The following is a 12,494-nucleotide window of genomic DNA, read 5'->3' as shown; positions in this document are numbered from 1 at the left end:
CTGAACCGCAGGACGGCGCCACACGGCGCGCGGCGATGCAGGCGACCAACCCCGTCTACATTCCGCGCAACCACCGCGTCGAGGCGGTGCTGGCCGCCGCCATCGAGCATGACGACTACGCGCCGTTCGAGGAGATGATGACGGTGCTGGCGCGGCCCTTCGAGGAGCGGCCCGAGTTCGCGGCCTACGCCCTGCCGCCGACGGGCGACCAGAGCGGCTACAAGACCTTCTGCGGCACCTGATGCCGCGCATCGTCTCCCCGGTTTCGCTGGCGCTGGTCGTATCGGCGTCCCTGTTCGCCGCCACCCCGGCGCGGGCCGATGCGATCGACGGCAACTGGTGCCACGAGGACGGACGGCGGCTCACCATCAAGGGACCGCAGCTCACGACGCCGGCGGGGGCCGAGATCCAGGGCGACTACGACCGCCACGGCTTCGCCTATGTCGCGCCGGCGGCCGAGCCGGATGGCGGCGCCACCATTTCGATGGTGCTGCTGAGCGAGACCCAGATGCGTATGAAGGCGCCGTCCAATCCCGACCAGCTGTGGCGTCGCTGCGGCACCAGGCCGATCAGCTAGCGGGCCCCGGGTTCATGCTGCGTTTCGCCTCCTTCTTTCTCGCGTGGCTGCTGGCCGGCGCCGCTTCCGCCCAGCCGGTGCCGGCGACGCTGGCCTGCGGCGGCAGCGAGCCGTTCTGGAGCCTGGCGATCACGGCAGGCAAGGCCCGCCTCGAGGCACCCGAACCGGCGCTGCTGAAAGGCGGCAGCGACTTCGCCGGCAAGGCGACGCCGATCGCCAACCAGCGCCCGGGCACTGTCGTGTGGCGCGGCCGCGCCGCCGGCGCCGGCAACGACTTGGTGGCGGTGATCGAGCGCCAGGCCTGCCCGGCGCCCGGCGGCCGGGACGATCTCTTCCGTGTCCTGCTCTCGCTGCCCGACGGCACCGCGCTCGCGGGCTGCTGCCGCTAGTAGCGGAAGGTGACGCCGACAGTGAAGAACTTGGCGTTCACCGTGTCGAAGTAGCTGCCGCCCAGGAGATCGAATTCGAGCGCCCCGTCGTTCGGCCGCCAGCGCAGGCCCATCTGCACGCCGGTGTAGCCCGGCTCGCGGCCGAACACTTCCAGCATCAGGCTGACTTCCTCCCAGCCGATCTTGCTTTCGATCTGGGCGCCGTAGAAGAAGCCGCTCTGGGACTCGGCGATTCGGATGAACTGCCAGCCGGCGTTGAGGTTGATCCGCGCCTTGTCGTTGAGCGGGATCGACACCGGCATGATCAGTGTGCCCAGTTCGAACTCGCCGGTCGCCACGTTGACGCCGCCGTTGAAGGCGAGGCCGAGCCCGACGCCGGTGTCCTGCGGGATCAGATTGACCTTGAGTGCCGGTCCAAGCAGCTGGTCGGAGCCCGGCGTGCCGCCGAACCAGACGTGCTGGAACTGCAGGCCGAACTCGAGCCGGGGCAGGGAGGAGAGCGTGCAGGTGTTGGTGGCATTGGCGTAGCCACCGCCGACCTCCATGCTGAAGCCCGTTACCCAGGTCTCGAGCTGGCAGGTGCCGGGATCGACGACTTCGGAGTCATCGACGATCTGGGCGCCGCCCGCCGCCCAGGCCACCGGCCCCGGCGCCAGGACCGGGAAGAGGGGCAGAGACAACAGGAGGAAGGCGAGGAAAACGACGGAACGATTTTTCATGACAGACTCGCGGTGCAACTCGATCGTCACCACGAGCCTGTAGCCAACGCCCGCCGCCACGCTGGACGCGGGCGGACAGGAACCGGTTCCTACATCGGGGCACCCCGCCCAATGCGCTCGCGTGTGACCGCGGTTGGTGGCAGGTCTCCTGGCTCGCGGGTCCCAGCTCTCGACCGCCTTCCCGGGAACCTGTCGGTCCCCAGTGGCACGTCCGGTCTCGAGCTCGCCGCTTACAGTTGCGGGGGCAGCCGCGGCATCGCACCCAAAGATGCACCGCGTTCCCTATTGTTCCCTTGCGGGAACCACCAAGGCCATGCTGGCAGCAGCGATTCGCAGCGTCAAGCTTCGCTGCGTCAGGCTAAATCCTCGAGTCGCGCCGGATACGCTCGAGCTCCGCCTCGCTCGGTGTGTAGGCGGGCGCCCTGGGGTCGAAGGACGTCCAGCCGTCGCGGCGATAGTCGCGGGCTCGCGCCTGCGGATCGATCGGCGTGTAGCGATCGAGGATCGCCTGGATCCGGGCGCCGTCCTTGCCGGCCACGCGCGCGCTCACCAGGGTGCAGCCGCGCCGCACCGCCTCGGAATAGACGTCGGCGTGTTCCTGCGACAGGCCGGCATCGACCAGGGCGCCGACGATGCCGCCTGCCGCCGCGCCTGCCGCCGCGCCGACTGCGATGCTGGCGAGCCAGCCTGCCGCCACCACCGGACCGAGGCCCGGGATGGTGAGGATGCCGAGGCCGGCCAGCAGCCCGGCGCCGCCGCCCAGCGCGCCGCCCAACCCGATGCCGGTGGCCGCGTCGGGAAACTTCTCCACGTCGTCGAGTTCAGCGCTGACGCACGTGTTGGCGACCAGGCTGATGTCCTTGGCCGGCACGCCGGCGGCTTCCAGCGCCGCAACGGCCTCGCGGGCATGGGCGTGGGTGTCATAGGCGCGGCTGACGGTTTTCATGGTCGTGCACTTATCCTAGTCCAGATCGACTACTCTGTCTTCGCGGCGAGACGAGGGGGAACGATCATTCAAATCAGGCATCTGCTTCTGTCGGTCATCGGCCTGATGCTTCTTCGTGCCGTACCGGCCGGTGCCGACGATTTCCGGAACTGGACCGGCTTCTACATCGGCGGCCATGCCGGTGCGATGTCGGGCCTGACCCATTTTTCCGACCCCGACGGGCCCGGCCTGTTCGGCGGCAACGTCAACACGCCGGGTTTCCTGGCGGGCGTCCAGCTCGGCTACAACTGGCAGGTCCGCCCGCAACTGGTCATCGGCCTCGAGGCCGACGCCAGCCTGGTGGCGGCGAGCGGCACCAACACCTGCCTGCAATCCTCGATCCAGGTCGTGGGCGCCAACTGCAAGGTGACGCCGCGCGAGATCGCGACGCTCGCGGGCCGCTTCGGCATCCTCACCGAACCGCGCGGCCGGACGTTGCTCTATGCCAAGGCGGGTGCCGCCTGGATGCGCTCCGACAGCGCCATCAACCAGAACAACTCCGTCAACAGCCTGGACCAGGGCTTCCTCGACAACGGGATCACCTTCACCGACGTGCCCGACCAGGCCGGTCCGCTGAACGCCTCGATCAGCGCCTGGGGCGCGACGGTGGGCGCCGGCGTCGAATATGCGCTCTCGTCCTCGTGGTCGCTCAAGATGGAATACGACTACCTCCGCTTCGGCGGCATGGGCATGGGCACGCCGCCCAGCAGCACGGTGACGATCGACGGCAACGTCACCAACGATCCCTCCAGCGGCACGTCGAGCATCACCCAGAACATCCACCTCGTGAAGGTGGGCCTGAACTACCGCTTCGGCGCCGGCTCTTCCTCCGGCGGGCCGGCGGACGATGCGCCGGCCGCGCCGCCCTTCACGCCGGGCTGGGAGTTCGAGACCGGCGCGCGCTACTGGTACAGCTCGGGCTCGTACCAGAACTCCAACGGCGCGCCCTATGCGCTGGTCTCGCGCCTGACCTACGACAACATGACGGCGCATTCGGGCGAGCTCTTCGCCCGAGCCGATGCGCCCTTCGGCCTGTTCGTGAAGGGCTTCATCGGCGGCGGCGCCATCACCGGCGGGCAGATGTACGACGAGGACTGGGGCCTCGCCTCGACGCTGGCGTCGGTTCCCACCGGCTACGAGATCACCCAGTCGGATCTCGTGGGCTCGCTCGCCTACCTGACCGGCGACATCGGCTACAACCTGATGCAGGGCCGCGACCACAAGGTGGGCGTCTTCGTCGGCTACAACATCTACCAGGCGACCATGAACGCCATGGGCTGCAACCAGCTCGTGGCGCCCTCGTCGGGCCTCTGCTCACCGGCCGCCCCGCCGACCCAGAACCTGGTCAGCCAGATCGACAGGTGGCAGTCGATCCGGCTCGGCGTCTCGGCCGAGGCGAGCCTGTGGGAGCGTTTCAAGCTCGGCGGCGATTTCGCCTTCCTGCCCTATGTCAATTACAACGGGCTCGACGCCCACCGCGCCCGCGGCCTCAATTTTCCCTGGTCGGGCACGGGCAACGGCGTGCAGACCGAGCTCGTCGCCTCCTACGGCGTGACCGACGCCTTCACCGTCGGCATCGGCGGTCGCTACTGGGCGATGTGGACCAACGTCGCGGCGCAAGCCGATCTGCCGACCAACATCGTGAACGCCAGCATGGATCGCTACGGCGTTTTCGTGCAGGCCTCCTACAAGTTCAACGCGCCGCGGTAGGCGGCGTCGGAGACGAAGATGGTGGCCTGGCCAGGAGACAATTTGTGAAATGAATCCTTCTAGAGGTGCGGCCATGACCGATCGCGCATTGCTGCGGGCGCAGGGCGAGGTCCTGCGCCAAAAACTGTTCGGCGACGACGACGGCGCGCCCGCCCTCATGCGGACGCTCAACACCGAGGCGGTCTATGGCGCGATCTGGAGCCGGCCGGGCCTGGCACTCGACGACCGCATGGTGTGCGCGCTGGCGGCGCTGGGCGCCGTTCAGCGCCTGCCCAGGCTCGGCCGCCATGTCGTCGCGGCGCTCGACCTCGGCCTGTCGGCGCGGGCGATCGTCGAAATCCTGATCCAGATCGGCATCTATGCCGGCTTCGCCGCATCGGAAGAGGCGGTCGAGGCGGCCGCCAAGGTTTTTGCCGCCCGCGGCGTGGCGATGCCGGAGGAGACGGCGCGCGAGGACTCGCTCGAAGCCTTGAGCGCGCGCGGCCGCGAGTTGATGCAGAAGCTCCACGGGTCGCGCGCCTCCGAAGGCTATGCCGCGCCCGGCAACGACGTGACGGGCGCGCTCTATCCGCTGGCGGTGCAATACGGCTACGGCGAGATCTGGTTCCGTCCGGGTCTCGATCTCCGGCGCCGCGCGCTGGTCGCGGTGGCGGCGTTCACGGCGCTGAAGCTCGACGGCCAGGTGAAGAAGTTCGGCCAGTCGGCGCTCAACATGGGCCTCAGCCGCACCGAAGTGATCGAGGCGGTGATCCAGACCGCGCCGCTCAGCGGCTTCGCGCCCGCGCTCAATGCGCTGGGCGGCTTGAGCGAGGTGCTGGGCGGGGCGTCCTGATATTGCGGTGCCAGCCGCATTGACTCCCGCCTCCGCCTCAGCCGCAATGCTTCGGAACTGATCCCGAAAGGGCCGCGCATGGACCGTCTCGAGCGCGCCGATCCTCTTTTGAACGATCCCGTCGCCCGCGCCCGCGCGCTGGGGCCCGCCGTCGCCGTCGCGTCCGACGAGATCGAGCGGACGCGCCGCCTGCCGCCGGCGCTGCTGTCGGTGTTGCACGAGGCGCGGCTGTTCCGGCTGCTGCTGCCGCGTTCGGCCGGCGGCGAGGAGGTGACGCCGGGCGAATATCTCGCCGCGGTCGAGGAGGTGGCGCGCCACGATGCCTCGGTCGCCTGGAACCTGTTCGTCGGCAACAGCTCGGCGCTGGTCGGCGCCTATATCGCGCTCGACGTGGCGCGCGAGATCTGGGGCGATCCGCACACCGTCGTGAGCTGGGGCCCGCCCAACGCGGCGCGCGCCAAGGCGGTGCCCGGCGGCTACCGCATCACGGGCCGCTGGGATTTCGCCAGCGGCTGCCGTGCCGCCAACTGGATGGGCGCGCACGGCCTGGTCGAGGAGGCGGACGGCACGCTCAGGCTCAACAGCTACGGAAGGCCGGGCCAGCGCATCCTGCTCTGCCGGGCCGAGCAGGCGACGTTGATCGACACCTGGGACACCATCGGGCTCCGCGGCACGGCGTCGGACTCCTACACCTTCGACGACCTGTTCATCCCCGAGGCCTATTCGAGCCAGCGCGAGGATCCGGCGCTGCGGCGCGAGACCGGGCCGCTCTATTCCTTCACCCACGCCGGGCTCTATGCCGTGGGCGTGGCCGGCGTGGCCTTCGGCATCGCCCGCGCCATGCTGGAGGCGCTGGTCGAGCTCGCCACCACCAAGGCGCCGCGCAATCTCGGCCGCATGGCCGACAGCCCCACGGTGCAGGCCGAGGTGGCGCGCACCGAGGCGCGGCTGGGCGCGGCCCGGGCCTATCTGCTCGACATCGTCGGCACCTTGTATGAGCGCGCCAGGCCCGAGGCGCCGATGGACATTCCCGACCGGGCGCGCGTGCGCCTCGGGTGCACCCACGCCATCCACACCGCCATCGAGGCGGCGGACTATGTCTACAAGGCCTGCGGCGTCGACGGCATCTTTCCCGGCAGTCCCTTCGAGCGCCGCTTCCGCGACATGCACACGCTCAGCCAGCAGATCCAGGCGCGCGGCGCCCACTACGAGGCGGTGGGCCACGTCCTGCTCGGCGGCAAGCCTGTGGTGTTTCTGTAGGGAGTCATGGCTGGGAGCGCGCCACTCCAGTGGCGCTCAAGGTCATGATGCGCCACTGGAGTGGCGCGCTCCCAGCACATGAGAGTCGCTTTGCGGCCCGAAGCCGCCCTATGATGGCGGCGAGGATCGAGCGCCCGCAGAGGCGCGCACCCGGGAGACGCGTCGATGGGCCTGGCCCTTGTATAGTTATATTGCGCGACGGCTGGCCTTCGGGGCGCTGACGATCGTCGGCGTGTCGATCATGGTCTTCGTGGTCATGCGTATCCTGCCCGGCGATCCGCTGGTGGCGATCTTCGGGCCCGAGGGCATGACCAAGCTCACCGAGGAGCAGCGCGCCAACTTCATGAAGGACCTCGGCCTCAGCGATCCGCTGTGGGTGCAGTATTTCGACTGGGTGAAGGCCATCCTGGCCGGCAACTTCGGCCGCTCGTTCTTCCGCTCCGAGAATGTTGCCGACATGATCCTGCGGCGCGGCCCGCTCACCGCCGAGATCGCGCTGCTGTCGGTCCTGATCTCGTGGGTCGTGGGCATCCCGGTGGCGATCGTGAGCGCGCTCAAGCCCAACAGCCTGGCCGACAGCGCCGTGCGCTTCGTCAGCATCTTGTTTTTGGCGGTGCCGGGCTTCTGGATCGGCATGCTGATCGTGCTGGGGCTGCTGTTCTGGTTCGGCTACCGCGCGCCGATGGCGGGCGCGGCGCTGTTCGTCGATCCGATCGCCAACCTGCAGATCGTGATCGGCCCGGCGATCGTGCTGGGCCTGGGGCAGGCGGCCTATATCGCGCGCATGGCGCGCTCCAGCCTGCTGGAAGTGATCCGGGAAGACTATGTCCGGACGGCCCGCGCCAAGGGGCTGAACGGCCGGCTGGTGATCTCGCTGCACGCGCTGCCCAACGCCATGCTGCCGGTGATCACGCTGTCGGGCGTGCTGATGGGGCTGGTGCTGGCGGGCTCGATCCCGGTCGAGCGCGCCTTCGGCACGCCGGGACTGGGCTTCGCCATGTTCACGGCCGTCAGCGAGCGCGACGTCTTCGTCATGCAGAACCTGGTGTTCCTCTATGCCGTGGTGTTCGTGGTGCTGAACATCCTGGTCGACCTCGCCATCGCCCTGCTCGATCCCCGGATCCGTTACCGATGACCGTCACCTCTCCCCTCGATCCGTCGCTGCCCGTGGCGCCCTCGCGGCTCAGGACTTTCCTGGCCGGAGTCCGCCGCTTCTTCCGCAGCGCGCCGCTCTCGGCCTTCTGGGGCTGCGTTGCCGCCGCCATCGTCGTCATGTCGGTCGCGGCCCCCGTCATCGCGCCCTATCCGCCGCTGAAGTCGGACTTCCGCGCCATGCAGAAGCCGCCGGATGAAAAGCACTGGTTCGGCACCGACCAGATCGGCCGCGATACGCTCAGCCGCGTGATCTACGGCAGCCAGGCCTCGCTCACCGTGGCGTTTGGCGCAGTCCTGTTCGGCACCACCCTGGGCGCGCTGTGGGGGCTGGCCTGCGGCTATTTCGGCGGCCGCTTCGACATGTTCAGCCAGCGGCTGATCGAATTCCTGCAATCCTTCCCCGACCTGATATTGGCGATGGCGATCGCCATGGCGCTCGGAGGTGGCCTCGGCACGGTGATCGTGGCCATTGCCGTCACGCGCATCCCGTTCGGCGGCCGCGTCATCCGCTCGGTCGTGCTGTCGCTCAAGGAGATGCAATACGTCGAGGCGGCGCGCGGGCTCGGCGCCTCGCACAAGCGCCTGATGTTCCGCCACATCCTGCCGCAATGCGTGGCGCCCTATCTCATTCTCGCCACCACCCATCTCGGCGTCGCCATCGTCATCGAGGCGTCCCTGGGCTTCCTGGGCGTCGGCATCCCGCCACCCAATCCCACCTGGGGCAACATGCTGTCGGATGCGCTCAACTCCGGCCTGGTGCCGCCGTGGTGGCTGGTGTTCTTCCCCGGTGCCGCCATCACCTTGACCGTGCTCGCCTTCAACCTGCTGGGCGACGGCATCCGCGACATGCTCGATCCCAGGCTGCGCGGGTCGGTCTGAGACTCATCCTCCTCCCCATTCAAATGGGGAGGTGTCAGCGTCTTACGCTGACGGAGGGGTCATGGGCCGCAACGGGGATTTCCGACCCCTCCGTCGGCCTATGAGGCCGACACCTCCCCATTTGAATGGGGAGGGGAGTCTTTCGCTAAGCCGCCGGGGCCTTCAGCGGGAACGTCACACCGCCGTCGTGCAGGTGGCACGAGGCCCAGTGGCCGGGCTTGACCTCGGCGAGGGTCGGCACGTCGACCTTGCAGCGTGGCATGGCGTAGGGGCAGCGGGTGTGGAAGTGGCAGCCCGGCGGCGGATTGATCGGGCTCGGCACGTCGCCGGTGAGGATCACGCGCTTGCGGCCGCGCATGCCCGACTTGGGGATCGGCACCGCCGAGAGGAGCGCCTCGGAGTAGGGATGCAGCGGCATCTCGAACAGGCTCTTCTTGTCGGTCATCTCGACGATGCGGCCGAGATACATCACCGCGACGCGATGGCTGATGTGCTCGACCACGGCGAGGTCGTGGGCGACGAACAGGTAGGAGAGCTTGAACTCCTCCTGCAGGTCGATCAGCAGGTTGATGATCTGGGCCTGGATCGAGACGTCGAGCGCCGACACCGGCTCGTCGCCCACGATCAGCTCGGGGCTCAAGGCGAGCGCGCGGGCGATGCCGATGCGCTGGCGCTGGCCGCCGGAGAATTCGTGCGGGTAGGAGAGCATGGCCGCCGGCCGGAGGCCGACGCGCTCGAACAGGTAGGCGACGCGCTGGCGGCGCTCGGCGGGCGTGCCGACATCGTGGATGATCAGCGGCTCGCCCACGATCTCGCCCGCCGTCATGCGCGGGTTCAGCGAGGCGTAGGGATCCTGGTAGATCATCTGCATGCGCCGCCGGTAGGGCAGCATGTGCTGGGCGTCGAGCCCGGTGATGTCCTCGCCGCCGACGCGGATGGTGCCGCCGGTCGGCTCGAGCAGTTTCAGGAGCGTGCGGCCGACCGTCGACTTGCCGCAGCCGCTTTCGCCGACCAGGCCCAGGGTCTCGCCGCGCTCCAATCGGAACGACACGCCGTCGACGGCGTAGACGTGGCCCGAGACGCGGCTGAACACGCCCTTGTGGATCGGGAAGTGCTTCTTCAGGCCGGAGACTTCGAGGAGGGGAGCACTCATGCCGCGCCTCCGAGCAATCGATCGGCGTGCCAGCAGGCGACCCAGTGGCCGGGCCGTTGTTCCTCCAGCACCGGCGTCTCGCCGCGGCAGCGGTCGGTGGCGAAGCCGCAGCGCGGCGCGAAGCTGCAGCCGGGCGGCAGGTCGAACAGCGACGGCACCATGCCCTTGATCTCGTTCAGTCGCGCCCGCGCGCCGTTGCTCTGCGCCGCGGCATCGAGGTGTGGAATCGAGCCCAGCAGGCCCTTGGTGTAGGGGTGGCCGGGATTGTCGAACAGGTCGGCGGCGGGCGCCTCCTCGACCTTGCGGCCGGCGTACATGACCACGACGCGGTCGGCGTTCTCGGCGACCACGCCCATGTCGTGGGTGATCAGCACGATGGCGGTGCCGTAGGTCTCCTGCAGCTCGCGCATCAGGTCGAGGATCTGGGCCTGGATGGTGACGTCGAGCGCCGTCGTCGGCTCGTCGGCGATCAGCACCTTGGGATTGCACGACAGCGCCATGGCGATCATGACGCGCTGGCGCATGCCGCCCGACATCTGGTGCGGGTAGGCATGGACGCGGCGCTCGGGCTCGGGGATGTAGACGCGGCGCAGCATTTCCACGGCGCGGTCCATCGCCTCCTTGCGCGACAGGCCCTGGTGCAGCGCGATCGCCTCGCTCACCTGGCGGCCGATGGTGAACAGCGGGTTGAGCGAGGTCATCGGCTCCTGGAAGATCATCGAGATCTCGTTGCCGCGGATGCGCTCCATCTCGGGCTCGTCGAGCTCGAGCAGGTTCCTGCCCTCGAAGCGGATCGCGCCGCCGACGATGCGGCCGGGCGGGTTGGCGACCAGGCGCAAAATCGACAGCGCCGACACGCTCTTGCCGCAGCCCGACTCGCCCACGACGCCGAGGGTTTCGCCGCTCTTGAGGTCATAGGAAACGCCGTCGACCGCACGCACGGTACCGACCGCGGTGAAGAAATGGGTCTGGAGGTTATCGACCTGGAGGATTGTCCGCGACGCCATCGACTCCCTTGATTTTATCGTGTTAGCCTTTGGTCCACAGAACAAGATGGACAAGCCATCAGAGCATACTGTGCTCGGTCTGCAAAAGACCAAATGGGAGGAAGTGCGATGACGGAGTATGATTCCAAGCGTTCCCGCGTAAATCGTCGAAACTTCGTAAAGGGTGCCGCCGCCATGGGCGCCCTGGGCGGAGCGGGCGCCTTCGGCCTGCCGTTCCATGCTTGGGCGCAGGGCGTGCCCATGCAGTACGACGGCTCGAAGTTCCAGCTCCGGGCCGCCGAGCCCAACGCGAAATCGGGCGGCGTGCTGAAGTACGGCATCACCAGCCGGCCGCCGCATTTCGACTTCCACCAGTCGGGTACCATCAACAGCCTGGGCAGCCAGGGTTGCATGTTCGACAACCTGATCCGGCGCGATCCGCGCGACAGCGGCCAGACCATCATTCCCGACCTGGCGCACAGCTGGGACATCGCCAAGGACGGCAAGACCTACACCTTCATGCTGCGCAAGGACGTGCAGTTCCATGACGGCGCCGAGATGACCTCGGACGACGTCAAGGCCACCTTCGACCGCATCGCCAAGCCGCCGCAGGGCATCAGCATCCCGCGCAGCACGCTGTTCGCGGCGGTGAGCGAGATCACCACGCCCGACAAGTACACCGTGCAGTTCAAGCTCGCCGAGCCCCGGCCGCCCGCCTTCATCATGGGCGCGCTCGCCAGCGGCTGGAACGGCATCGTGCGCAGGAAGACGCTGGAGGACAACGGCTACAACCTGCGCCGCGTCGTCGACATCCCCGGCACCGGCCCGTTCAAGAGCCAGCGCCGCGTCGAGGCCGAGATCTGGGTGATGGAGAAGTGGAAGAACTACTGGAACAAGGGCCTGCCCTATCTCGACGGCGTCGAGTTCTATCACGCGCTGCCGTTTTCGCCCGAGCTCGGCTCCGCGCTGCTGTCGGGTCGCGTCGACTATGCCCGCCTGCTGGATCCCGGCTCGCTGCGCAAGGTCAAGGCGACGCCGGGCATGTCCGGCGCCGACTTCTACCAGAGCGTCATCCAGGCGACCTGGATGAACAACAAGAAGAAGCCGCTGGACGATCCCCGGGTCCGCCGCGCTTTCCATCTCGTGCTCGACAAGCCGGTGCTGGTCGACGTGGTGAAGGACATCGCGCCGATGATGGTCGGCGGCTTCATCTACCCGTTCTCGGACTTCGCCACGCCCAAGGCGGAACTCAGCAAGCGGCTGGGCTACCAGCCCGACCCGACCGCCTCGATCAAGGAGGCCAAGGCGCTGATGAAGGCGGCGGGCTACGAGAAGGGCATCACCGGGCTCGACTACCTGGTGCGTGAGGTCGCGAGCTTCAAGCTGTGGTCGCAGGCCATCCAGGCGATGCTGCAGCAGACCCTCAACGTGCAGACCAACATCCGCACCGCCGTCGAATCGGTGTGGTTCGACGACGTCCGTTCCGGCAAGTTCGACCTCGCCATCGGCGCCATCGTGTCGACGCTGCTCGACCCGTCCGACTATTTCAACGCCTGGTACGGCAAGGGCGGTCCGCAGAACTACTCGGCCTGGGACAATCCGAGGTTCATCGCGCTCCTGCCGCAGATCGACCGCGAGGTCGACGCCAAGAAGCGTCTCGACCTGATCCGTCAGGCCGAGGCCATCATGGAGGAAGATCCCCCGTTGCTGCCGATGTCGTGGGAGAAGATCAACGACGGCTGGTACAACTACGTGAAGGGCCACAATCCGAAGGATTACTTCGGCATCTACGACGTCGTGCGGCTCGATACCTTCTGGCTCGACAAGTAGCCTGCCGAGACCCAAGGGA

The 12,494-nt window shown here is 68.1% G+C and carries 12 protein-coding genes, 1 pseudogene and 1 riboswitch; of the genes and pseudogenes, 9 read left to right on the top strand and 4 right to left on the bottom strand.

Translation table 11 applies throughout. From position 1 onward, the window contains the following. From EPO55_RS23840 to EPO55_RS23830, 3 genes and pseudogenes are all read left to right on the top strand, one after another. A pseudogene (locus EPO55_RS23840) lies at nucleotides 1-242 on the top strand (hypothetical protein); the annotation flags it as partial. Further along, nucleotides 242-577, top strand: coding sequence for a hypothetical protein (locus EPO55_RS23835; protein WP_296339928.1), 336 nt, complete (start codon nucleotides 242-244; stop codon nucleotides 575-577). The pseudogene EPO55_RS23840 and the gene EPO55_RS23835, both read left to right, overlap by 1 nt. A 14-nt stretch (nucleotides 578-591) precedes the next feature. After that, the gene (locus EPO55_RS23830) at nucleotides 592-966 is read left to right on the top strand and encodes a hypothetical protein (RefSeq protein ID WP_296339927.1); all 375 of its coding nucleotides are present in this window, start codon (nucleotides 592-594) and stop codon (nucleotides 964-966) included. On the opposite strand, the gene EPO55_RS23825 is transcribed toward EPO55_RS23830, so the two are convergent. Further along, nucleotides 963-1,685, bottom strand: a complete 723-nt coding sequence (locus tag EPO55_RS23825; RefSeq protein ID WP_296339926.1) for a hypothetical protein — start codon at nucleotides 1,683-1,685, stop codon at nucleotides 963-965. The genes EPO55_RS23830 and EPO55_RS23825 overlap by 4 nt on opposite strands. Nucleotides 1,686-1,805: 120 nt before the next feature. Beyond that, nucleotides 1,806-2,007: riboswitch (cobalamin riboswitch) on the bottom strand. Nucleotides 2,008-2,043: 36 nt separating this feature from the next. Next, nucleotides 2,044-2,631, bottom strand: coding sequence for a hypothetical protein (locus EPO55_RS23820; protein ID WP_296339925.1), 588 nt, complete (start codon nucleotides 2,629-2,631; stop codon nucleotides 2,044-2,046). A gap of 105 nt (nucleotides 2,632-2,736) precedes the next feature. Here EPO55_RS23820 and EPO55_RS23815 point away from each other — a divergent pair, with 105 nt between their 5' ends. From EPO55_RS23815 to EPO55_RS23795, 5 genes are all read left to right on the top strand, one after another. After that, nucleotides 2,737-4,380, top strand: a complete 1,644-nt coding sequence (locus EPO55_RS23815; protein WP_296339924.1) for an outer membrane beta-barrel protein — start codon at nucleotides 2,737-2,739, stop codon at nucleotides 4,378-4,380. Nucleotides 4,381-4,453: 73 nt separating this feature from the next. Then, nucleotides 4,454-5,212: a carboxymuconolactone decarboxylase family protein gene (locus EPO55_RS23810; RefSeq protein ID WP_296339922.1), complete on the top strand. Its 759-nt coding sequence runs from the start codon at nucleotides 4,454-4,456 to the stop codon at nucleotides 5,210-5,212. A 78-nt stretch (nucleotides 5,213-5,290) separates the two neighbouring features. Then, nucleotides 5,291-6,472 (top strand): acyl-CoA dehydrogenase family protein, encoded by a 1,182-nt coding sequence (locus EPO55_RS23805; protein ID WP_296339921.1) that lies wholly within the window; start codon nucleotides 5,291-5,293, stop codon nucleotides 6,470-6,472. A gap of 178 nt (nucleotides 6,473-6,650) precedes the next feature. After that, nucleotides 6,651-7,607, top strand: a complete 957-nt coding sequence (locus EPO55_RS23800; protein WP_296339920.1) for an ABC transporter permease — start codon at nucleotides 6,651-6,653, stop codon at nucleotides 7,605-7,607. After that, nucleotides 7,604-8,506: an ABC transporter permease gene (locus tag EPO55_RS23795; protein ID WP_296339918.1), complete on the top strand. Its 903-nt coding sequence runs from the start codon at nucleotides 7,604-7,606 to the stop codon at nucleotides 8,504-8,506. Before EPO55_RS23800 ends, EPO55_RS23795 begins: the two co-directional genes overlap by 4 nt. 145 nt (nucleotides 8,507-8,651) lie before the next feature. Here EPO55_RS23795 and EPO55_RS23790 read toward each other — a convergent pair whose 3' ends face one another. Together EPO55_RS23790 and EPO55_RS23785 are read right to left on the bottom strand one after the other, a co-directional pair. Then, the gene (locus EPO55_RS23790; RefSeq protein ID WP_296339917.1) at nucleotides 8,652-9,659 is read right to left on the bottom strand and encodes a dipeptide ABC transporter ATP-binding protein; all 1,008 of its coding nucleotides are present in this window, start codon (nucleotides 9,657-9,659) and stop codon (nucleotides 8,652-8,654) included. Continuing rightward, entirely contained in the window at nucleotides 9,656-10,666 is a 1,011-nt protein-coding gene (locus EPO55_RS23785) for an ABC transporter ATP-binding protein (protein WP_296339916.1), read from the bottom strand. The genes EPO55_RS23790 and EPO55_RS23785 overlap by 4 nt, the downstream gene beginning before the upstream one ends. 108 nt (nucleotides 10,667-10,774) lie before the next feature. Between EPO55_RS23785 and EPO55_RS23780 the strand changes: the two genes are divergently transcribed. Beyond that, nucleotides 10,775-12,475 (top strand): ABC transporter substrate-binding protein, encoded by a 1,701-nt coding sequence (locus EPO55_RS23780; protein ID WP_296339915.1) that lies wholly within the window; start codon nucleotides 10,775-10,777, stop codon nucleotides 12,473-12,475. Nucleotides 12,476-12,494 lie beyond the last annotated feature (19 nt).

It is taken from the genome of Reyranella sp. (assembly GCF_004296935.1).
Lineage (GTDB): Bacteria > Pseudomonadota > Alphaproteobacteria > Reyranellales > Reyranellaceae > Reyranella.
This window is presented reverse-complemented; position numbering and strand designations above follow the sequence as displayed.

What these genes read in the sequence shown, in the direction of transcription:
- EPO55_RS23820 (WP_296339925.1), bottom strand. Translation starts at nt 2,631, where the DNA reads ATGAAAACCGTCAGCCGCGCCTATGACACCCACGCCCATGCCCGCGAG.
- EPO55_RS23825 (WP_296339926.1), bottom strand. Translation starts at nt 1,685, where the DNA reads ATGAAAAATCGTTCCGTCGTTTTCCTCGCCTTCCTCCTGTTGTCTCTG.
- EPO55_RS23805 (WP_296339921.1), top strand. Translation starts at nt 5,291, where the DNA reads ATGGACCGTCTCGAGCGCGCCGATCCTCTTTTGAACGATCCCGTCGCC.
- EPO55_RS23815 (WP_296339924.1), top strand. Translation starts at nt 2,737, where the DNA reads ATGCTTCTTCGTGCCGTACCGGCCGGTGCCGACGATTTCCGGAACTGG.
- EPO55_RS23780 (WP_296339915.1), top strand. Translation starts at nt 10,775, where the DNA reads ATGACGGAGTATGATTCCAAGCGTTCCCGCGTAAATCGTCGAAACTTC.
- EPO55_RS23790 (WP_296339917.1), bottom strand. Translation starts at nt 9,659, where the DNA reads ATGAGTGCTCCCCTCCTCGAAGTCTCCGGCCTGAAGAAGCACTTCCCG.
- EPO55_RS23785 (WP_296339916.1), bottom strand. Translation starts at nt 10,666, where the DNA reads ATGGCGTCGCGGACAATCCTCCAGGTCGATAACCTCCAGACCCATTTC.
- EPO55_RS23835 (WP_296339928.1), top strand. Translation starts at nt 242, where the DNA reads ATGCCGCGCATCGTCTCCCCGGTTTCGCTGGCGCTGGTCGTATCGGCG.
- EPO55_RS23810 (WP_296339922.1), top strand. Translation starts at nt 4,454, where the DNA reads ATGACCGATCGCGCATTGCTGCGGGCGCAGGGCGAGGTCCTGCGCCAA.
- EPO55_RS23830 (WP_296339927.1), top strand. Translation starts at nt 592, where the DNA reads ATGCTGCGTTTCGCCTCCTTCTTTCTCGCGTGGCTGCTGGCCGGCGCC.
- EPO55_RS23795 (WP_296339918.1), top strand. Translation starts at nt 7,604, where the DNA reads ATGACCGTCACCTCTCCCCTCGATCCGTCGCTGCCCGTGGCGCCCTCG.